At 72.9% G+C, this 20,337-nt stretch carries 16 protein-coding genes; 6 read left to right on the forward strand and 10 right to left on the reverse strand.

The genetic code is table 11. The features are described from left to right. Nucleotides 1-37: 37 nt before the first annotated feature. The 4 genes from OG505_RS22350 to eno form a co-directional block, all read right to left on the reverse strand. The gene (locus OG505_RS22350; protein ID WP_234584104.1) at nucleotides 38-559 is read right to left on the reverse strand and encodes an amino-acid N-acetyltransferase; all 522 of its coding nucleotides are present in this window, start codon (nucleotides 557-559) and stop codon (nucleotides 38-40) included. Continuing rightward, entirely contained in the window at nucleotides 556-1,113 is a 558-nt protein-coding gene (locus tag OG505_RS22355) for a DUF501 domain-containing protein (RefSeq protein WP_405427236.1), read from the reverse strand. Before OG505_RS22355 ends, OG505_RS22350 begins: the two co-directional genes overlap by 4 nt. Before the next feature lie 34 nt (nucleotides 1,114-1,147). Continuing rightward, the gene (locus tag OG505_RS22360; RefSeq protein ID WP_405427238.1) at nucleotides 1,148-1,786 is read right to left on the reverse strand and encodes a septum formation initiator family protein; all 639 of its coding nucleotides are present in this window, start codon (nucleotides 1,784-1,786) and stop codon (nucleotides 1,148-1,150) included. 78 nt (nucleotides 1,787-1,864) lie between these two features. Then, nucleotides 1,865-3,148 (reverse strand): phosphopyruvate hydratase, encoded by a 1,284-nt coding sequence (eno, locus tag OG505_RS22365; protein WP_234584107.1) that lies wholly within the window; start codon nucleotides 3,146-3,148, stop codon nucleotides 1,865-1,867. A 213-nt stretch (nucleotides 3,149-3,361) separates the two neighbouring features. On the opposite strand from eno, the gene OG505_RS22370 reads away from it, so the two are divergent. Next, the gene (locus OG505_RS22370; RefSeq protein WP_405427240.1) at nucleotides 3,362-4,054 is read left to right on the forward strand and encodes a hypothetical protein; all 693 of its coding nucleotides are present in this window, start codon (nucleotides 3,362-3,364) and stop codon (nucleotides 4,052-4,054) included. A gap of 6 nt (nucleotides 4,055-4,060) precedes the next feature. On the opposite strand, the gene OG505_RS22375 is transcribed toward OG505_RS22370, so the two are convergent. The 4 genes from OG505_RS22375 to mfd form a co-directional block, all read right to left on the reverse strand. Beyond that, nucleotides 4,061-5,680, reverse strand: a complete 1,620-nt coding sequence (locus OG505_RS22375; protein WP_405427242.1) for a DUF885 domain-containing protein — start codon at nucleotides 5,678-5,680, stop codon at nucleotides 4,061-4,063. Nucleotides 5,681-5,770: 90 nt separating this feature from the next. Further along, nucleotides 5,771-6,763, reverse strand: a complete 993-nt coding sequence (locus OG505_RS22380; protein WP_405427244.1) for a nucleoside triphosphate pyrophosphohydrolase — start codon at nucleotides 6,761-6,763, stop codon at nucleotides 5,771-5,773. A gap of 2 nt (nucleotides 6,764-6,765) precedes the next feature. Continuing rightward, the gene (locus OG505_RS22385) at nucleotides 6,766-7,533 is read right to left on the reverse strand and encodes a hypothetical protein (RefSeq protein ID WP_405427246.1); all 768 of its coding nucleotides are present in this window, start codon (nucleotides 7,531-7,533) and stop codon (nucleotides 6,766-6,768) included. Between the two features lie 146 nt (nucleotides 7,534-7,679). Continuing rightward, nucleotides 7,680-11,378: a transcription-repair coupling factor gene (gene mfd / locus OG505_RS22390; RefSeq protein ID WP_405427248.1), complete on the reverse strand. Its 3,699-nt coding sequence runs from the start codon at nucleotides 11,376-11,378 to the stop codon at nucleotides 7,680-7,682. Between the two features lie 692 nt (nucleotides 11,379-12,070). Between mfd and OG505_RS22395 the strand changes: the two genes are divergently transcribed. The 4 genes from OG505_RS22395 (at nucleotide 12,071) to ppc (ending at nucleotide 17,649) form a co-directional block, all read left to right on the forward strand. Continuing rightward, complete coding sequence (locus OG505_RS22395; protein WP_405427250.1) at nucleotides 12,071-12,985, forward strand: cyclase family protein; 915 nt, start codon at nucleotides 12,071-12,073, stop codon at nucleotides 12,983-12,985. A 259-nt stretch (nucleotides 12,986-13,244) separates the two neighbouring features. Further along, on the forward strand, nucleotides 13,245-14,174 hold the full coding sequence (locus OG505_RS22400; RefSeq protein ID WP_405427252.1) for a helix-turn-helix domain-containing protein: 930 nt from the start codon (nucleotides 13,245-13,247) through the stop codon (nucleotides 14,172-14,174). Nucleotides 14,175-14,587: 413 nt separating this feature from the next. Beyond that, nucleotides 14,588-14,734: a hypothetical protein gene (locus OG505_RS22405; RefSeq protein ID WP_405427254.1), complete on the forward strand. Its 147-nt coding sequence runs from the start codon at nucleotides 14,588-14,590 to the stop codon at nucleotides 14,732-14,734. Nucleotides 14,735-14,862: 128 nt separating this feature from the next. Then, entirely contained in the window at nucleotides 14,863-17,649 is a 2,787-nt protein-coding gene (gene ppc, locus OG505_RS22410; protein ID WP_405427256.1) for a phosphoenolpyruvate carboxylase, read from the forward strand. Between the two features lie 129 nt (nucleotides 17,650-17,778). On the opposite strand, the gene OG505_RS22415 is transcribed toward ppc, so the two are convergent. After that, the gene (locus OG505_RS22415; protein WP_405427258.1) at nucleotides 17,779-18,609 is read right to left on the reverse strand and encodes a hypothetical protein; all 831 of its coding nucleotides are present in this window, start codon (nucleotides 18,607-18,609) and stop codon (nucleotides 17,779-17,781) included. A gap of 54 nt (nucleotides 18,610-18,663) precedes the next feature. Here OG505_RS22415 and OG505_RS22420 point away from each other — a divergent pair, with 54 nt between their 5' ends. Next, a complete protein-coding gene (locus OG505_RS22420) occupies nucleotides 18,664-19,812 on the forward strand; it encodes a DNA recombination protein RmuC (protein ID WP_393043755.1) in 1,149 nt (382 codons plus the stop codon). 17 nt (nucleotides 19,813-19,829) lie between these two features. Here the strand turns inward: OG505_RS22420 and OG505_RS22425 are convergent, their stop codons facing one another. Then, nucleotides 19,830-20,240 (reverse strand): hypothetical protein, encoded by a 411-nt coding sequence (locus OG505_RS22425; protein WP_405427261.1) that lies wholly within the window; start codon nucleotides 20,238-20,240, stop codon nucleotides 19,830-19,832. Between the last annotated feature and the right edge of the window lie 97 nt (nucleotides 20,241-20,337).

Consider the following 20,337-nt stretch of genomic DNA (forward strand, 5'->3'; position numbering starts at 1 on the left):
CAGCCCGTCGTCGACGCCCGGACGCGAGCCCGCGCACTCAGAGGCGCAGCAGCATCCGGGTGTTGCCAAGCGTGTTCGGCTTGACCCGCTCCAGGTCCAGGAACTCCGCGACACCCTCGTCGTACGAGCGCAGCAACTGCTCGTAGACCGGCTGCGGCACCGGAGCGCCGTCGATCTCCCGGAACCCGAACGAGCCGAAGAACCGGGTCTCGAAGGTGAGCACGAAGATCCGCGCCACGCCCAGCTCCCGGGCCGCGTCGATCAGCTCACCCACCAGCCGGTGCCCGATCCGCTGGCCCCGGCAGGACGGGTCGACGGCCACCGTGCGGATCTCGGCCAGGTCCTCCCACATCACGTGCAACGCTCCGCAGCCCACCACGACGCCGTCGTCGGGCCGGACCGCCACGCGGAACTCCTGCACGTCCTCGTAGAGGGTGACGGTGGCCTTGCTCAGCAGCCGCCGGTCGTCGGTGTACGTGTCGACCAACCGGCGGATGCCCCGTACGTCCCCGGTACGGGCCCGCCGCACCAGGATCTGCCCCTCGGCCTGCGCCGTCATTCGGCCGAGGGCACGTCGACGCAGGGGCCGCTCGCCCACCAGCGCTCGACCAGCGCCAACGTCTCGTCACCGAACGGGTTCACGCCGGGGCCGGCGCCCAGGGCGTGGCCGAGGTGCACGTGCAGGCACTTCACCCGGCCCGGCATCCCACCGGCGGAGATGCCCGCGATCTCCGGCACCTCGCCGATCGCCTCCCGGCGAGCCAGGTAGTCCTCATGCGCGGCCCGGTAGTGGGCGGCCAGCTCCGGATCCGTCGTCAGCCGATCGGCCATCTCCCGCATCAGCCCGGCCGACTCCAACCGGCTGCACGCCGCGGTGGCCCGGGGGCAGGTCAGGTAGTACAGCGTCGGGAACGGGGTGCCGTCGGCGAGGCGGGGCGTCGTCTCCACCACGTCGGGCAGGCCGCACGGGCAGCGGTGGGCCACCGCCCGGGTGCCCCGGGGCGTCCGGCCGAGCTGCGCCGCCACCGCGGCCAGGTCGGCCTCGGTGGCCGGCTCCCGCTGCGGCAGGGGTACGGAATCCGCCGCCGGCTCCGGCGGTGGTGCGACAGTCACGGTGCTCGTCTCTCCTGGTGTGCTGGTCGGTGGCTCACTTGCCCGGCTGCTGGCTGTCCGCCGCCCGCACACTCGACCAGAGCGTGTCGTACCAGGTCGTCGGACCGGCCGGGGCGCCCGGGCCGGGCGACTTCCCGGCGTCACGGGCGGCGCCCTCCGGGTCGTTCAGCACCACCATCAACTTCTCGCCCGGCCGGCCCATGAAGAACCGCTCCCGGGCCTTGGTCTCGATGAACGCTTTGTCCTTCCACTTCGCGGCCTCGGCGGCGAGCTTGGCGATCTCCTCCTCCTGCGCCGCCTGCGCGGCCTCCATCCGTTCGATGTCGGCCTGCTGGTCCAGGTAGACCCGGACCGGATAGGTGTACGCGAGGGCGAGCGCGATCAGCACCGCGAAGAGCACGGTGGCCCGGCCGGTGAAGCGGCGGGGTTGGGGTGCGGCGAGCCGCTTCACGGCACCACCGGCGGCGGTACGCCGAGCGGCGGCCGGGCGGTTCGCCGAGCGCACGCCGTCGGCGCCCCGGGCCGCGCCCGGTGCCCGGCCGGCCGCGCCGCGTGGTTCGGCGCGTACACCGGTCTCGCGGACCGACCCACGGGTGGCCCGGCCAGCACCCGGTCGGCCGGACTGACCCGGTCGACGGGCGGGACGTTGACCACCCGGTGTGCGGCGCTGCATCGTCACACCCCTCCCCCGAGGCTCCATGCGTTACAGAGATTGCCGGGAAGCCCCGCGGTGGGGCTTCCCGACCACGTCTCAGGCCGAACGGTAGCGCGGGAACGCGCCGGCGCCCGCGTAGCGCGCCGCGTCGGCCAGCTCCTCCTCGATCCGGAGCAGCTGGTTGTACTTGGCGACCCGGTCCGAGCGGGCCGGCGCACCGGTCTTGATCTGGCCGCAGCCGGTGGCCACCGCCAGGTCGGCGATGGTGGTGTCCTCGGTCTCGCCGGAACGGTGGCTCATCATGCACTTGAAGCCGGCCCGGTGAGCCAGGTCCACCGCGTCCAGGGTCTCGGTCAGCGAACCGATCTGGTTGACCTTGACGAGGACGGCGTTGGCCGCCTTCTCCGCGATGCCGCGGGCGATGCGCTGGGGGTTGGTCACGAACAGGTCGTCGCCGACGATCTGCACCCGGTCGCCGATCGACGCGGTCAGCGTCTGCCAGCCGGTCCAGTCGTCCTCGGCCAGCGGGTCCTCGATCGACACGATCGGGTAGTCACCGGCCAGCTTGGTGTAGTAGTTGCTCATCTCCTCGGCGGACTTCGCGGCGCCCTCGAAGGTGTAGGTGCCGTTGTCGAAGAACTCCGTGGCCGCCACGTCGAGGGCGAACACGATGTCGGTGCCGAGCCGGTAGCCGGCCTTCTCGACCGCCTCGGCGATCAGGTCCAGGGCAGCCGCGTTGGTGGGCAGGTTCGGGGCGAAGCCACCCTCGTCGCCGAGCCCGGTCGACAGGCCCTTCTTCTTCAGCACCGACTTCAGCGCGTGGTAGACCTCCGCGCCCGAGCGCAGCGCCTCGCGGAAGGTGGGCGCACCGATCGGCGCGACCATGAACTCCTGGATGTCGACATTGGAGTCGGCGTGCGCGCCACCGTTGAGGATGTTCATCATCGGCACCGGCAGCAGGTGCGCGTTCGGGCCGCCCAGGTAGCGGAAGAGGCTCAGCTCGGCGCTGCCGGCAGCCGCCTTCGCCACCGCCAGGGAGACCCCGAGGATCGCGTTCGCGCCCAGCTCCGACTTGCTGTCGGTGCCGTCGATGTCGAGCATCTTCTGGTCGATGAGCCGCTGCTCGCTGGCCTCGTACCCGATGATCTGGTCGACGATCTTGTCTTCGACGTTGGAGACCGCCTTCTCCACGCCCTTGCCCTGGTAGCGGTCGGCGTCACCGTCGCGCAGCTCGATCGCCTCGAACGCGCCGGTGGAGGCGCCGGAGGGCACCGCGGCGCGAGCCACCGTGCCGTCGTCCAGGCCGACCTCGACCTCGACCGTCGGGTTGCCCCGCGAGTCGAGAATCTCCCGGGCGACGATTCCCTCGATGGTTGCCACTGAGTCGCTCCTCGTTGTTGTGATCCGGTCCGTGGGTGGGCCGCGACGGTGCGGCTGAGGCAGGTGTTGAACGCAGCGTATCGGGCGGCGGGATCGGGCACGGCGTCGCCCGCGCACCCGAGTCGCCCCGCACTGACGGACATTCCCGGATTTCCGGGCGTCAACCGGCAACGGGTTTGCGCTGCGCCGACTTGATCCACCAGGCTGGTCGCCATGCCCGCCGCCTCGACCACCCTCCGCATGCTCGCCGTGTCGGTCATCGCGTCGCTCACGGTCACCGGCTGTCAGACATACGAGGACGCCGGCACCGCCATGGGTCGCTCGGATCTCGTCAACGACCTCGCCGCCCGCCTCGACCGGGCGTTGGAGTTGACCTACTCGGCCGCCTACCAACTGCCCGGCGGCCAGACCGCCGCGATCGTGCAGGCGCAGGATCCGGCCCGCTCCGCGTACACCTACCCGGGTGGGCGGCTCACCGTCACGCCGGATGCCGTCACCCGCTGCACGGCGACCGGCGGTCGGATGGCGTGCACGCTGGTGGCGCCACCCACCCCGGGCAGCAAGCCCACCGTGGCGCTCTTCACCGAGGCGAACCGGCAGGGTCTCCTCACCCCGCCGGTGGTGGTCGGGCTGCTGACCGCCGCCGCACTCGACCCGCAGGCGGTGATCAAGCAGAGCGACACCACCGTCGCCGGGCATCACGCCGCGTGCGTCGAGGTGCAGCGCTCGGACGGCGACTTCAGCGCCTGCGTGACCACCGAGGGCGTGCTCGGCAGCTTCCTCGGCGAAGTCGACGGCAAACCGATGGAGCTGGCGTTGAGCAGTTACTCCGAGACGGTGGAGAAGAACGCGTTCGACCCGCCCGCCGGAGCCGGCGTGGTGGACCGTCGGCCGGGCGGCTCCTGACCTTCCTCAGACGTCCAGCAGCGTGCGCAGGTGGCGCGGGGGTGGGCAGTCGTGGGCCAGCATCGCGTCGTGCCAGTCGCGCGCCGACACCCCCTCCGGGCGGGCGGCGGCGATCTCGGCCACCTCGCTGTACCCGACGAAGTACGTGGAGAGCTGCGTCGAGGTGAGCAGGGACCGACGCCACTTGCCGGCCGCCTCGCCCTCCTCCTGGAAGCCGCGCCCGGTCATCAGCGCCATGGCCTCGGCCTCGGGCAGCTCCTCGGCGTGCACCAACTGGTCGAGCAGCGCGTTGATGGTCATCCGTAGCTGCATCTTGAGCTGCTGCAACCGCACCGGCAGGCCACCGAAGCCGAGCCCGGCCATCAGCTCCTCGGCGTACACCGCCCACCCCTCGACGAACGGGCCGGAGCGGGCCAGCGCCCGCACCCTCGTGCCACCGGCGTGCCGCCGGGCGTGGGCGAGCTGAAGGAAGTGGCCGGGCATCGCCTCGTGCACGGTGAGGTTGCGGACCATGTGGTCGTTGTACTCGCGGTAGAAGGAGTCCACGCGCCGCGCCGACCAGTCCGCCGGGGTGGGCGCGATGCAGTAGAACGTCGGCAGGACGGCGGTCTCCAGCGGGCCGGGCGCGTCGCAGTAGGCCACCGCGACACCCCGGGCGAACTCCGGCATCTCCTGGATCACGCACCGGTCGTCGACCACTGTCACCAGGTCGTGGGTGCGGACGAAGTCGGTCGCCTCGTCCAGGGTCACCCCGGCCAGCTCGACGATTGTCGAGTCGTCCGGGTGCTCGGCGGCGAGCACGTCCAGCGCCCGGCGTACGGTCGCGTCGTCGGCCGGACCGCCGACCAGCTCCACGGCCGCCGCACGGATCTCCGCGGTGACCCGGTCCAGGTTGGCCCAGGCGCGGCGCTGGATCTCGGCGGCCCCCAGCTCGGTGTCGAGGGTGTGCCAGAGCCGCGCCTCCCAGCGGCGGCGGCCCAGTCGCGGGTCGCGGCCGGGGCCGGCGTCGGCGGCCAGGCCGGCGCGCAGCCAGGCGACGAACTCCTCCAGCGCGGCGATCGCGGCGGTGGCCGCCGGCTCGACCCGGTCGAGGGCGCTCGGGGCCTGAGCGAGCAGCGGCGGCAGCTCGTCGCGGATCAGCGCGGCCGTGCCGGTGAACTGCCCGACCGCCGTCTCGGCGTGGATCCGCGGCATGTCCCGCAGCGTCGCGCGGGCGGTCGCGAGGGCATCCGGTACGGCGGCGAGCCGGCCCGCCAGCTGGGTCAACCGCACCTCGGCCGGGGCGTACGGGCGGGCCAGCAGCGGGTGCAGCAGCGGGCCTGGGTTGTGGAGCAACGGGTCCCACTCGTGCGACCGGATCTCGGTCAGCTCGAACAACTCCCGGTCCACGAATGAGGTGAGCAGCGCGTGATCCACCTGCTCGTCGACGTCCAGCGAGTCGGGGTCCAGTTCGGACAGCGCGTTCGCCGCGTCGGAGAGCATCACCCGATCGTCGGCCAGCGCGTCGGCGGACAGATCCGGGAGCTGGGAATCGAACCGATGATCCCCGGCAGCGGTGGCGACCCCCGGCCGCGACTCCAGCAGAGCCTCAACGACCCGCTCCGCGAGTACCCCAAACTCCTCCACCGGCCCCACCCTACCCAGCCCTCCGCGCCCACCTCGGTGATCAAGAGGTTTGGGTCAGATCCGAGCCGGATCCTGACGCGAACCTCTTGATCACCGCGGGTCGACGGGTGGGGGTTGGGTTTCGGCGGCTCGGACGGCTTGGGCGTAGGCCAGGGTGGTCCGGCGCAGGGCCGCCTCCGGGTCGATACCCGCCGCCCGGGCCGCGACGACGGTCGCCAGCAGGCTCGCACCCAGTCTCGCTTCGGCATCCACCTGCGTGGCGGCCAGCGGAGGCGGGACCTCGATGCCGTTGCGGGTGGCACGTTCCACGATCTGCGCGGCCAGGGCCAGGGCGGGTTGGCTGAGCGCCACACCGTCCAGGACGGAATCCCGGGCCTTCTCGGCGCGCTTGATCCGCTCCCAGTTGGCGGTGATCTCGTCCAACGTGCCCGCCTCGGCGCCGGCGAAGACGTGCGGATTGCGCCGGATCATCTTGTCGACCAGGCCACCCGCCACGTCGTCGATGGTCCACCGCTCGCCCTCGGGCAGCTCCTCCGCGAGCCGCGCGTGTAGCACCACCTGCAACAACACGTCGCCCAACTCCTCGCGCAGCGCGTCGGTGTCGTCGGCGCTGATGGCGTCGTACGCCTCGTAGCTCTCCTCCAGCAGGTAGCCGGCGAGGCTGCGGTGCGTCTGTGCCCGTTTCCACGGGTCGCCACCCGGCGAAGCCAGCCGGTCCAGCACCGCCACCGCGTCGAGCAGCCGGGCCCCCGGCGGGTCCCACGAGCCGTACATCAGCTCCAACTCGGCCAGCCCCGGCTCCCGGGCCAGCCGCAGACCCAGCTCCCGGGCCAGGGCCTCGTCGCCGGCCGGGCCGGCCAACCAGACCGCCGTGCCGTGCGCCGCGACCGTGTCGAGCAGTGGCTGCGTCGCCGGGCCTTCCACGATCCTCACCTCGGCGCCCGCCTGACGCACGGCCGTGGTCAACTCGCTCTCCGCGCCGGCCAGAACCGGATGCTGGCGTACGACATCCCAGGCGGCCGAGGTCAGCAGGCCGGCCGGCAGCCGGGGTGAGGTGACCAGCAGGACGATCCGGGCCGTCATGCTCAGCTGGCCGTGCCCTCAGCGTCCGGGTTCGCGCTCGACGGCACCGCGTCCGGGGTGGAGACGTCGGTGACCGTTCCGGAGCCCGCCTCGCCCAGCGGCACGCTCACCGCGGGAGCGTTGCCCTCGAAGGTCAGCACCGGGAACTCCAGCGGCCGGTACCGGGGGTTGACGGTCACGTCGTGGCTCTCGACCGCCTCGACCAGCGACCTGCGGGTCGCGAGCGCGGCGCGCAACTGGTCGCGCGACTGCTCGCCGTCGAGCTGACGGGCGGCGTCCTCGTCGCTCACGTTGGCCGGGATCTTGGCGGCCTTGCGACCCGCCGCGACCACGTCGGCCAGCTCCTCGTCGGTCGGGGCGACCGCCTCGCCGGACGGCACCCCGGACAGGCAGGTGTAGAGCTCGGCGACCGAGCGCACGTACCGGGTGTCGGGCGAGAGCCCGAACTGCTGGGCGGCCTGCTCGGGCGACACCTGGGCGCGCGGCTGGTAGTTCTTCTCCTTGGACACCCGCGCGCACACCTCGCCGAGCACCAGCACGCTGGCCACCTGGGCCGGGCCGGGCAGCGGCGGCTGCGCGGCGGCGGACGGGTCGTCCGCCGGGGGCGTCGGATTCTTCGCCCGCAGGTCGTCCAGCACGGCGGTGACCGCATCCTGGGTGATGCGGTGGTCCCCGACGTAGGCGGCGACACCGGGCTCGGCACGGCAACCGGAGAGGGCGACGATGCCGACCGCCACGGTGGCGACGGCGACAAGACGGCGAGCACGCATGACCGTCACTCTCTCACGTCAGCGCCCCGGCGCTGTGACGCCCCCCACCTCCACCCGCCGCGCGCCGGCCCGGCGACTCCGCCCGCCGCGCGCCCCCGGCGCCTCCACCGCACCGGCGGCCGGCCGGTACGACGGAGGCGCCGTGCTCAGCCGGCCGCGGCGACCAGCGGGGCGGGGGCGCCCAGCACGTCGGAGAGCAGTTGCGCGCACCACTCGAGCAGCGCCTGGTCACGCAGCGGCTCGCCGCCGATCCGACGGGTGGTCGGTCGGGGCACGCTGACCTGGTCGGTGGCCTGCTTGTAGACGGCGTCCGGGTGGTAGCGCTTGAGCCGCATCTGCTTCGAGTCGGGCAGCGGCAGCGGCCCGAACCGGATGTGCTTGCCCTGCATGGTCACGTCGCTGAGGCCGTACCGGCGGGCCAGCAGGCGGAACCGGGCGACCGCCACCAGGTTCTGCACCGGGGCCGGCGGCTCGCCGTACCGGTCGGTCATCTCGGCGACGACCTCGCGCAGACGCTCCTCGTCGCGGGCCTCGGCGAGCTTGCGGTACATCTCCAGACGCAGCCGCTCCACGCTCACGTAGTCGTGCGGCAGGTGCGCGTCGATCGGCAGGTCGATCTTGACGTCGGTCTCGTCCTCCTGCCGCTCACCCTTGAACGCGGAGACGGCCTCGCCGACCATGCGCACGTACAGGTCGAAGCCGACGCCCTCGATGTGCCCCGACTGCTCGCCGCCGAGCAGGTTGCCGGCGCCCCGGATCTCCAGGTCCTTCATGGCCACGTACATGCCGGCGCCCAGCTCGGTGTGCTGCGCGATGGTGGCCAGCCGCTCGTGGGCGTGCTCGGTGAGCGGCTTCTCCGGCGGGTAGAGGAAGTACGCGTACGCCCGCTCCCGACCCCGGCCGACCCGGCCGCGGATCTGGTGCAGCTGGGCCAGGCCGAGCAGGTCGGCCCGCTCCACGATCAGCGTGTTGGCGTTCGGGATGTCGATGCCCGACTCGACGATCGTGGTGCAGACCAGGACGTCGAACTCCTTCTCCCAGAAGCCGACCATGACCTTCTCCAGGGCTTCCTCGCCCATCTGGCCGTGCGCCACCGCGACCCGCGCCTCGGGCACCAGCTCGCGCAGCCGCCGTGCCGCCCGGTCGATCGACTCGACCCGGTTGTGCAGGTAGAAGACCTGCCCGTCGCGGAGCAGCTCACGGTGGATGGACGCGGCGACCTGCCGGTCGTCCTGCGCGCCGACGAAGGTGAGCACCGGGTGCCGCTCCTCCGGCGGGGTGGCGATGGTGGACATCTCCCGGATGCCGGTGATCGCCATCTCCAGGGTGCGCGGGATCGGGGTGGCCGACATGCTCAGCACGTCGACCGACGCGCGCAGCGTCTTCAGGTGCTCCTTGTGTTCGACGCCGAACCGCTGCTCCTCGTCGACGATCACCAGACCGAGCTGCTTGAACCGGGTCGCGGTCTGGAGCAGCCGGTGGGTGCCGATGACGATGTCGACGGTGCCGTCGGCGACCATCTCCAACGTCCGCTCGGTCTCCTTCGGCGTCTGAAACCGCGACAGCTGCCGGATCTGGACCGGGAACTGGCTCATCCGCTCGGCGAACGTGTTGTAGTGCTGCTGCACCAGCAGCGTCGTCGGCACCAGCACCGCCACCTGCTTGCCGTCCTGCACCGCCTTGAAGGCGGCCCGGACCGCGATCTCGGTCTTGCCGTAGCCGACGTCGCCGCAGATCAGCCGGTCCATCGGGACGGTCTGTTCCATGTCCCGCTTGACCTCGTCGATCGCGGCGAGCTGGTCCGGCGTCTCCTGCCACGGGAACGCGTCCTCCAGCTCCCGCTGCCACGGGGTGTCCGGGCCGAACGAGTGGCCCTTGGACGCCTTGCGGGCGGCGTACAGCTGGATGAGCTGGGCGGCGATCTCCCGGACGGCCTTGCGGGCGCGGGCCTTGGACTTCTGCCAGTCCGAGCCGCCCATCTTGTGCAGCGTCGGCTGCTCACCGCCCACGTAACGGGAGAGCTGGTCGAGCTGGTCGGTCGGGACGAACAGCCGGTCGCCGGGCTGGCCACGCTTGCTGGCCGCGTACTCGATGACCAGGTATTCCCGGCTGGCGCCGTTGACGGTGCGCTGCACCAGCTCGACGTACCGGCCGATGCCGTGCTGCTCGTGCACCACGAAGTCGCCGGCCTTGAGCTCCAGCGGGTCGATGGTGTTGCGCCGGCGGCTCGGCATCTTGCGCATGTCCCGCGTCGAAGTGCCCCGACCGCCGGTGACGTCGTTGCCGGTGAGCAGCACGAAACGGGACGCCTCGTCGACGAACCCACTGCCCAGCGCGCCGCAGGTGACGACCATCTCGCCGGGGGCGGGCGCGGTCGGCACCTCCTCGGTCAGCCGGGCGCCCAGCCCGGCGTCGCGCAGCACCTCCACCGCCCGCTGGGCGGGGCCGTGCCCCTCGAAGACCAGCGCGATCGACCAGCCCTCGCCGGCCCAGCGCTTGAGGTCGTCGACCACCCGCGCGGTCTCGCCGTGGTAGAGCGGGGCCGGCTGGGCGGCGAGGGTCACCGCGATGGCGTCGTCCGGGGTGACCACGGCTTCCTCGGGCGCGTCCTCCCAGGGCTGCCGCGCCTGCGCCGTCTCGGCTTCGCCCATAATTCGGCCTCCGCGCCGGGAGCCGGCACTCCGGACCGAATGAGGGTCGTCGCCCAGACCGAACGGGGACAGCGTCCACCACGGCTGGCCGAGGTTGGCGGCGGTGGCGCGGACCTCGCCCAGGGTGCGGAAGGCGGCGGCGCCGACGTCCACCGGGGCCTGGCCACCGACCGCGGCGGCGGCCCAGCTGGCCTGCAAGAACTCCTCCGAGGTACGCACCAGGTCGTGCGCCCTCGTGCGGATGCGCTCCGGGTCGCACAGCAGGACGTGGGTGCCGGCCGGCATGGCGTCCAGCAGCAACTCCAGCGAGTCGGGGCCGACCAGCACCGGGGCCAGCGACTCCATCCCCTCCACCGGGATGCCCTCGGCCAGCTTGTCCAGGATCTCGGCCAGCTCGGGGTGCTGCTCGGCGAGCGCTGCGGCCCGGTCGCGGACCGCCGGGGTGAGCAGCAACTCGCGGCAGGGCGGCGCCCACAGGAGCGGAACCTGCTCGATGGTCCGCTGGTCGGCGACGGCGAAGGTGCGGATCTCCTCCACCTCGTCGCCCCAGAACTCCACCCGGGACGGGTGCTCGTCGGTGGGCGGGAAGACGTCCAAAATGCCGCCGCGCACCGCGAACTCGCCGCGCTTGGTGACCAGGTCGACCCGGGCGTACGCCATGTCGGTCAGCCGGCGGGCGACCTCTTCCAGGTCCGCCTCCTCGCCGGCGGCGAGCTGCACCGGCTCCAGGTCGCCGAGGCCCTTGAGCTGCGGTTGCAGCAGTGAACGGACGGGCGCCACGACCACCCGCAGCGGCCCGGTGCGGCCGTGCGCGTCGGTCGACTCGGGGTGCGCGAGGCGGCGCAGCACGGCCAGCCGGCGGCCCACCGTGTCGGAGCGTGGCGACAGTCGCTCGTGCGGCAGCGTCTCCCAGGAGGGGAAGACCACCACCTGCTCGGCCGGAAGCAACCCACCCAGCGCGGCGGCCAGGTCGTCGGCCTCCCGGGTGGTGGCGGTCACCGCCAGCACGGGCCGCCCGGCCCCGCCACCGGTGCCGTCCGGGTCGGCCGCGACGGCGGCCACCGCGAACGGGCGCAGCGCGGCCGGAGCGGTGATGTCGAGGCCGTCGACCTGGGCGGCACCGGAGCGCGCCAGGTCACGCGCCCGGGTCAGCCCGGGGTCGGCCAGGGCGGCGGAGAACAGACCGGTGAGCAAGGGAATCCTTTCAGGGGAGTCGGCGCACACCACTTCGGCCCCTCGTCCAGCCGGACGGGGGGTGCACGCCAACCAGCCTATCCCCGTGCACCGACACCCACCCCGTTCCGCCCAGGTCGCGTCGCCCCGCGCCCCGAACCCCGCCCCCGGCCTAGATCCGCACCCCCGACCCAGGTCCGCGGACCCGGCACGGGTCCGCTCCTGCGCAGGCCACCCCTCGTTCCAAGATCCACGCAACTTCCCGGAAGTTGCTGCTTCCGGGGCGCGGGAGGCAGCAACTTCCCTGATGTTGTGCGGATCTTGCGGGTGGGAGCGCCGTCGGCCGCGCCAGAGCGCGCGGACACGCTGAGCGCGCGGGGCGATGGGGCGCGCTGCCGCCTTGCATGGGGCGACACCGACCAAGATCGTGCTCGTTCCAGGATGCAGTGGTCTCCGAGCCGGCGGAGGGCACTCTTTCCCGGATCGAGCACGATCTTGGCCGACTGGAAGACGCCGACCACAGGCGGCCGACCACAGGCGGCCGACCACAGGCGGCGGATCACAGGCGGCGGATCACAGGCGGCGGATCACAGGCGAAGAGCGGCGGGCCAGCTTTGGCCGTGCCCGAGACGGCCGAACCCCCGCATGCTCGAGGTGGCCGAAAACCACAAACAGATCTTGACCGCCGCCGGCAGGCGTGGTCGGGTTTCGGGATGGGTGAGCAGTGGCGCGCACAGTTCGACGCGGAGGTGAGCTTCGCCAACGGCGGCGGGCTGCGCACCGAGGGGTTCCGGCTGGACATTCCGGGTCGGGAGATCACCGACGAAGATCTGGCGGCGTTGTTCGTCCGGCACGTCGGGCTGCTGATGGTCGCCGAGGTACGGATCAGCGCGAAGACGATCATCGAGGAGCCGCACAAGGGCGGCCGGGGCGTCGGCGTCGACGAGTCCGGCGCCGATCGCCGGCTGGTCGAGCTGAGCCACCTGATCCGCGACGGGATGACCACGCTGCCGGGGTGGCCCGCTCCTCGGCTCACCGACTGGTTGACCTTCGCGGCGTCCCGCGAGCGGTACGCGCCGGGCACCGAGTTCCACGTGGCCCGGATCGACATGATCGCCAACACCGGCACGTACGTGGACACTCCCGCCCACCGCTGGTCCGGCGGCGATGACCTGACCGGGGTGTCGCTGGACCGCCTCGCCGACCTGCCCGGGGTGCTGGTCCGCGTACCGGCCGGCACCCGAGCCGTGGACCGGCTGATGCTGGCCCCGTACGAGGTGGCCGGGCGCGCTGTGCTGCTGCACACCGGGTGGGACGTGCACTTCGGCACCGAGCGGTACGGCGCACCGGAGGCGCCGTACCTGACCGGGGACGCCGCCCGGGCGCTGGTCGACGCCGGCGCGGCCCTGGTCGGCATCGACTCGATCAACATCGACGACATGAGCCCGGCGGCCGGAGGCGTACGCCCCGCGCACAGCACGCTGCTCGCCGCTGGCGTCCCGATCGTGGAGCACCTGACCGGCCTGGGCGCGCTGCCGCCGAGCGGGTTCCGCTTCACTGCGGCCCCACCGATGGTGGCCGGCATGGGCACCTTCCCGGTCCGCGCCTTCGCCGTCGTCAATCCCTGATCCACGCCAACTCCCCGATCGGCGGAACACCCGGCCGACCATCCGCCACGGGAACCCCACGAGCCGACCGATTCGAGAACGAGCCGACCGACCCGAGAACGAGCCGGTCTGACCGCAGCGGCCCAGGTCGGCCGGGCACGGCCGGGGCGAACCCGCAGAGCCGGGTCGGAGCGATCCGCCGCTCGAGGTGGACCAGGGGGTTGGTGAGTGATCAGAATCGAGCCGGGTAGTGCCGAGATCGCCGTACCAAGGGGGGACGATGCCCGCTGAGGGAGTCGGCAGTGATCCACGTCGTCGCACCACGCCAGCCCGGTGGCGGGTGCTGGGGCATCCGGACGGAATGCTGATCTACCAGGTGCGCTGCATCGTGGAGAACCACGGCTGGACGGAGACGGTCGCGGAGGACCGGCACAAGATCGTCCTGGGGCGCTCCGGGGCGTACCGGCGCCGGCTCAACGGTTGCGTGGAACTCTCCGACGCCACCTCGATGCTGCTGACCCGGCCCGGCGACGAGATGGCGGTGGCGCACCCGTTCGGCTGCGGTGACTCGTACACCTGCCTGGAGATTGATTCGGCGGTGCTGGCGCAACGGCCGGACGCGGAGCGCTGGATGGACCGGGCCGGCTGGGCCGGCACCTCGGACGCCACGCTGGACCTGGCGCACCGTCTGCTGGTGGCGGAGTTCCGGCGCGGGCTGGACGGGTTCGAGATGGCCGAGCGGCTCCAGCGGTTCCTGGCTCGCCTGCTGGGCCACAGCGCCCTCACCTCCGACGGCGAGGACAGCGAGGACGGCGCGGTGGAGCGGGCGGTCCGTCGCCGGCCGGCGACGCTGGCCGCGCACCGGCGGCTCGCCGACCGGGCCCGGGAGGTGCTGGCCAACTCGGGGTTCACGATGGGCCTTGACGAGGTGGCCCGGGAGGTGGGCAGCTCACCGCACCACCTCAGCCGGGTGTTCCAGCGGATGACCGGCAGCAGCCTGACCGCCTACCGCAACCGACTGCGGGTGCGTGCGGTGCTGGACACCCTCGCCGAGCCCGACGGCCGCCCGCTCGGCGCGCTCGCCAGCGAGTACGGCTTCGCCGACCAGGCACACCTGACCCGGGTGGTCCGCGAGCAGGTGGGTCACCCGCCGGCCAGACTGCGCCGCCTGCTCACCGCGACCGGCGAGGACCCGTCCGCGACAGCCTGAGCCCGGAGGCGGGCGGAGGTGCCGTACGGGGGGTACGGCACCTCCTTCAGTCGCGCACGAAGCGGCCCGCGACCGGTCCGACCGAGGCGTCGGACCCCCCCGAACAGGCCCGTGTGCCCCGATCCGGCCACCCCTGACGGGTGACTTCCGGACCAACGGAGACCATCCTCCCGAGCGGCACCCGGGACGGTCTTGAAGAAAATTGCTCACCTTCGCCGCTCGCCGGGAAATGCCGTGAACAGGGCAAACACCCCCTAGGCTGGCCTGGTGGACGAGGTGCCGGAGGCCCGGGTACGCGACTGGCTCCCCCGCACCGCAGGTTTCCTGCTCGGCACCCTCGCGCTGGCCACCGCCTTCATCGCCGCGTACGTCGGCGCCCTGCACCAGCCCCACCCCGGGACGTGCCGGTCGGCGTGGCGACGAGCGACCAGGCCGCGCGCACGGTCCTGGCCGCCGTCCGCGACCGGACCGACAAGATCAAGGCCATCGAGTACGCCGACCCGGGCTCCGGCGCGACCCGGGTGCGGGGGCATCGGGCGACCGCCGGCGCAAGACCCTGAAGTGATCTCCGGGGTGTTCCGTGTCACGGCGCGGCATGCGGAGAGCCCCTCCTGCCAGCCGGCCCGACGCGGATACCATCCAGGGAGTCGGACAGCGCTGTCCTTCGTACTCGCGTAAGGAGCGCATCGTGACCGACCAGCACGACCACGACGGCCCGGACGCCGCGCTGCGCGCTGACATCCGCCGACTCGGCACCCTCCTCGGCCAGACCCTGGCCCGCCAGGAGGGGCGCCCGCTGCTCGACCTCGTCGAGGAGATCCGCGCCCAGGTCCGCTCCGACGTCCCGGCCGCCGCCGAGCGGCTCGGCGGGCTCGACGTGACCACCGGCACCAAGCTGGCCCGCGCCTTCTCCACCTACTTCCACCTGGCCAACATCACCGAGCAGGTGCACCGCGCTCGGGATCTGCGTCGCCGCCGCGCCGTGCAGGGCGGCTGGCTGGACCAGGCGGCCAAGATGATCGCCGAGCGGGGGGTGCCGGCCGAGGAGATCGCTGCCGCGGCCCGCCGGCTGGCGGTCCGGCCGGTCTTCACCGCCCACCCGACCGAGGCGGCCCGCCGCTCGATCCTGTCCAAGCTGCGGGCCATCGCCGACGAGCTGGACACCGAGACCGCCAACGCGATCCTCTACGGCGCCAGCGACGAGGGCCCGGCCAACCGCCGGCTGGCCGAATTGCTGGACCTGATGTGGCAGACCGACGAGCTGCGGCTCGACCGGCCCGACCCGACCGACGAGGCCCGCAACGCCATCTACTACCTGCGCGACCTGTACGCCGAGGCCGCGCCGCAGGTGCTCGACGACCTGGCCGACACGCTGCGCACCCTCGGCGTGGAGACGTCGCCGACGGCCCGCCCGCTGAGTTTCGGCACCTGGATCGGTGGCGACCGGGACGGCAACCCGTTCGTCACCCCGGCGGTCACCCGCGAGGTGCTGACCATCCAGCACGAGCACGGCATCGCGGCCACCGAGAAGGCGATGGATCACCTGATCAACGAGGTCTCGGTGTCCCGCCGACTGCGCGGGGTGTCGCTGGACCTCTCCGCCAGCCTCGCCGCCGACCTCGACGCGCTGCCCGAGGTGGCCCCCCGGTTCCGTCGGGTCAACGCCGAGGAGCCGTACCGGCTCAAGGCACGCTGCGTGAAGGCGAAGCTGGCCAACACCCGGCAGCGGCTCCGCCAGGGCACCGCCCACGTTCCGGGCCGCGACTACCGCGGCTCCGCCGAGCTGATCGTCGACCTGGACCTGCTGCGCGCCTCGCTGGCCCGCAACTCCGGGCAGCTCACCGCCGTCGGCCGGCTGGCCTCCACCATCCGGACGGTCTCCGCGTTCGGCCTGCACCTGGCGACCATGGACGTCCGGGAGCACGCCGAGGCGCACCACGCGGTGCTCGCCCAGCTGTACGAGGCCGTCGGCGAGGTGTCCGACTACCCGGCGTTGAGCCCGTTGGAGCGCACCAAGCTGCTCGCCGACGAGCTCACCGGCCGCCGGCCGCTGTCCACCCTGGACACCCCGCTGAGCGAGACGGCCCGCAAGACGTTCGACGTGTTCAGCACGATCCGTGAGGCGCAGGACCGGTTCGGCACCGAGGTGATCGAGTCGTACATCATCTCGATGACCCTCGGCGTGGACGACGTGCTCGCCGCCGTCGTGCTCGCCCGCGAGGCCGGGCTGGTCGACGTGCACAGCGGCCGGGCCCGGATCGGTTTCGTGCCGCTACTGGAGACCCCGGGCGAGCTGAACGCCGGCGGCGAGATCCTCGACGAGCTGCTGTCGCTGCCCGCGTACCGGGCGCTCGTCGCGGCCCGGGGCGACGTGCAGGAGGTCATGCTCGGCTACTCCGACTCCAACAAGGAGGCCGGGATCACCACCAGCCAGTGGTCGATCCACCGGGCCCAACGCGCGCTGCGCGACGTGGCCGCCCGGCACGGCGTACGCCTGCGGCTGTTCCACGGTCGCGGCGGCACTGTCGGCCGCGGTGGCGGCCCGACGCACGAGGCGATCCTGGCGCAGCCGTACGGCACGCTGGACGGCGCGATCAAGGTGACCGAGCAGGGCGAGGTGATCTCCGACAAGTACACCCTGCCCTCGCTGGCGCGGGAGAACCTGGAGCTGACCCTCGCCGCCGTGCTCCAGGCGACGCTGCTGCACACCGCGCCCCGGCAGCCGGCCGAGATGCTGGAACGCTGGGACGCGACGATGGACGTGGTCTCCGAGTCGGCGTTCCGGTCGTACCGGTCGCTCGTCGAGGACCCGGACCTGCCGGCGTACTTCTGGGCGTCCACCCCCACCGAGCTGCTCGGCGCGCTGAACATCGGCTCCCGGCCGGCGAAGCGCCCCAACACGGGCGCCGGGCTCTCCGGGCTGCGGGCCATCCCGTGGGTGTTCGGCTGGACGCAGACCCGGCAGATCGTGCCGGGTTGGTTCGGCGTCGGCTCCGGGCTGGCCGCCGCCCGCGAGGCCGGGCTGGCGGACGTGCTGGCCGAGATGCACCGCAACTGGCACTTCTTCCGCACGTTCCTGTCGAACGTCGAGATGATGGTGACCAAGACCGACCTGAGCATCGCCCGCCGATACGTCGAGACCCTGGTGCCGAAGAAGCTGCACCCGATCTTCGAGCAGATCGAGCTGGAGTACGAGCTGACCAAGCGCGAGGTGCTGGCGGTCACGTCCTCACCCGCCCTGCTGGAGAACTCGCCAGTGCTTCAGCGCACCCTGGCCGTCCGGGACACCTACCTGGAGCCGTTGCACCACCTCCAGGTGGCGCTGCTGCGGCAGTACCGGGAGTCCGGAGCGGCCGGCCGTGCGGTGGCCACCGCCCCGGGTGGCCGACGCGCCCCGAGCGACGGCACGGCCCTGGAGCGGGCGCTGCTCACCACGGTGAACGGCATCGCCGCCGGTATGCGCAACACCGGCTGATCAGGCAGTACGGCAACGGGCCCCGGTCACCACGACCGGGGCCCGTTCCGCATGATCAGCCAGCGGTGTTCAACGATCAGCGGCCCTCGCCGATCACCAGTCGCCGCCCTCAGTCAGGGCGCCCGGCGTTCACCAGTCGCCGCCGCCGAAGTCGCCGCCGCCGAAGTCACCGCCACCGAAACCTCCACCGCCGAAGTCGCCGGCGGCATAGTCACCGCCGCCGAAGCCGCCCACCTGGTCGCCGCCACCGAAGTCGCCGCCCTGGTCGCCGTAGTCGCCGCCCTGGCCGTCGGCGTAGTCGGCGCCGTCACCGAAGCCCTCCTGGTAGCCCTCGTCGTACCCGTAGCCCGGGTCGGCGAAGGCCGGCGAGAACAGCGCGTCGGCGATCAACATGCCGCCGAGCACACCGGCCCCCGCGCCCAACGCGGTCTTCCACCACGGCGTCGAATACCAGCCCGCCGGCACCGGCCGACCCTGGTAGCGGCCGCCGGGGTAGTAGTAGGGCGTCTGCCGGCCGGGCTGCGGGCCGGCCCGGAACGTCTGCCCCTGCACGTCGACCTCGCGCTCCTTGGTGAGCTGCCCGACGCCCCGCGCGGCGGCCAGCGCCGGCACCTCGGGGCCGGGATCGATCCCCAGCGCGGTCCGCGCCGCCCGGATGTACGCCAGTCCTTCCAGCGCGGTCTCCCGGGCGAGCGCGAACTGGTGCGGCGTACGCGCCTGCTCCAACTGCGAACCCGCCGCGTTGTACCGCTCACCGGCGTCGGCCAGCGCCTGGCGGACCGCCGGCTCGTCGCCCTGAAGGGTCAACAGCTGACCACCGAGGCGCTCGTACCAGCGGTGCGCCTCGGCGCGGGCGTCGCCCAGTTCCGTGCGCCGGCGGGCGGTGCCCTGGGCGCGGATGAGCGCCGCAGCGCCGAGTGCACCGACCAGCACGATCGCGAGGCACAGCACAAGTTCCATGTCATCGAACGTACCCCCGGGTGTCACGTCGTACCCGTCTGGCAAGCTCCGGTGATGGACGTCTCGACGCTGCTGGTGGTGATCGTGTGCCTCGGTGCCGGCGGGGCGGTGGGCTGGCTGGCGGCCCGGTCCCGGTCGGCAGCCGACATCGCCAGGCTGGATGCCACCCTGACGGCGACGCGGGAGGGCGAGGGGCGGCTGGAGCAGTCCATGCGGGCGCTGAGCTACGAGGCCACGGCGCAGTCGCAGGAGGCGGTGGCCCGTGCCGTGGCGCCGCTGCACGACAGCCTGCGCCGCTACGAGCAGCGGGTCGCCGAGCTGGAGCACGACCGGGTCGACGCGTACGCCGAGCTGCGTGAGCAGGTCCGCTCGATGAATGCGGTCTCCGGGGAGCTGCGCACCGAGACCAAGCAGCTGGTCGCCGCGCTGCGCGCGCCGCAGGTGCGGGGCCGCTGGGGCGAGCACCAACTGCGCCGGATCGTCGAGGCGGCCGGCATGCTGGAGCACTGCGACTTCTCCGAGCAGGTCACCGCCGCCACCGACGACCAGGTCGTCCGCCCGGATCTGGTGGTCCGCCTGCACGGGGGCCGGTCGGTGGTGGTGGACGCGAAGGCGCCGTTCGACGCGTACCTCACCGCGATGGAGGCCCGCGACGAGCGCGGCCGGGACACCCACCTCGACGCCCACGCCCGACACCTGCGGGGGCACGTCGACGCCCTGGCCGCCAAGTCGTACTGGACGGCGTTCGACAGCTCGCCCGAGTTCGTGGTCCTGTTCGTGCCCGCCGACCCGTTCCTCGACGTCGCGCTCCAACGCGACCCGACGCTGTTGGAGCACGCGTTCGCCCGCAACGTGGTGCTGGCCACGCCGGCCACCCTGGTCGCCCTGCTCCGCACGGTGGCCTACTCGTGGCGGCAGGAGGCGCTGGCCCGCAACGCGGTGGCGGTGCACACCCTCGCCCGGGAGCTGTACGGCCGGCTCTCCACCCTCGGTGACCATGTGGGCAAGCTCGGCTCGTCGCTGGCCGGCGCGGTGACCGCGTACAACCGGGCGGTCGGTTCGCTGGAGGCGCGGGTGCTGGTCAGCGCCCGCAAGCTCGCCGAGCTGGGCGTCTCGGACGACGAGCTGGCGACCCCCGCCCAGGTCGAGCTGACCCCCCGCCAGCCCCAGGCGCCGGAGCTGCTGGACGACGCCGACCGCTGACCGCACCGCGCCTTTTCCTAGCGGCGGTTGGCGCTCTCGACGACGAAGGGCGTGCCCTGCTGGCAGGTGGTCATCATGCCGGTCTCGACCCGACCGGTGACGGTGACCCGGGTGCCGGCGGCCAGCACGTCCCGCGGGCCGCCCACCAGCAGGTAGCCGTCGAGCAGCAGGCAGTTCGGCTCCACCCCGGCGGTGATCGTGCCGGTGAGTTCGGTGGCGCCGACCGGCGGCGGGACGGTGGGCCCGCCCGGCGACTTGAGCGGGTCGGAGGGCGTGATCGCCGGTGCGGAACTGCTGGGTGACGCCGGGGTGGGTTGCCCAGCCGTTGCCGTCGGCGCTCCGGGGGTGGTGGAGCCGTCCGTCCCCCCGCAGGCGCTCAGCGCCGCGAGGGCGACCAGGGCGGGGACGACGAGCCGAAGGTTCTTCATGCCGCTTTCGACGCGCCGGGACGGCGCGGCGTTCCCACCGTGATTCGCCGCCTGATCACCGGCGGCACGGCGTGCCGCCGTGCTCCGGCGCCCGAAC

The sequence above is a fragment of the Micromonospora sp. NBC_00617 genome (assembly GCF_045161355.1).
In the GTDB taxonomy this organism is placed as follows: domain Bacteria; phylum Actinomycetota; class Actinomycetes; order Mycobacteriales; family Micromonosporaceae; genus Micromonospora.

Bases quoted from the DNA above. Each gene is read 5' to 3' on its own strand.
- OG505_RS22415 (WP_405427258.1), bottom strand. From the start codon at position 18,609: ATGGAACTTGTGCTGTGCCTCGCGATCGTGCTGGTCGGTGCACTCGGC.
- OG505_RS22370 (WP_405427240.1), top strand. From the start codon at position 3,362: ATGCCCGCCGCCTCGACCACCCTCCGCATGCTCGCCGTGTCGGTCATC.
- OG505_RS22380 (WP_405427244.1), bottom strand. From the start codon at position 6,763: ATGACGGCCCGGATCGTCCTGCTGGTCACCTCACCCCGGCTGCCGGCC.
- OG505_RS22360 (WP_405427238.1), bottom strand. From the start codon at position 1,786: ATGCAGCGCCGCACACCGGGTGGTCAACGTCCCGCCCGTCGACCGGGT.
- OG505_RS22420 (WP_393043755.1), top strand. From the start codon at position 18,664: ATGGACGTCTCGACGCTGCTGGTGGTGATCGTGTGCCTCGGTGCCGGC.
- OG505_RS22350 (WP_234584104.1), bottom strand. From the start codon at position 559: ATGACGGCGCAGGCCGAGGGGCAGATCCTGGTGCGGCGGGCCCGTACC.
- OG505_RS22385 (WP_405427246.1), bottom strand. From the start codon at position 7,533: ATGCGTGCTCGCCGTCTTGTCGCCGTCGCCACCGTGGCGGTCGGCATC.
- OG505_RS22400 (WP_405427252.1), top strand. From the start codon at position 13,245: ATGCCCGCTGAGGGAGTCGGCAGTGATCCACGTCGTCGCACCACGCCA.
- OG505_RS22395 (WP_405427250.1), top strand. From the start codon at position 12,071: ATGGGTGAGCAGTGGCGCGCACAGTTCGACGCGGAGGTGAGCTTCGCC.
- OG505_RS22425 (WP_405427261.1), bottom strand. From the start codon at position 20,240: ATGAAGAACCTTCGGCTCGTCGTCCCCGCCCTGGTCGCCCTCGCGGCG.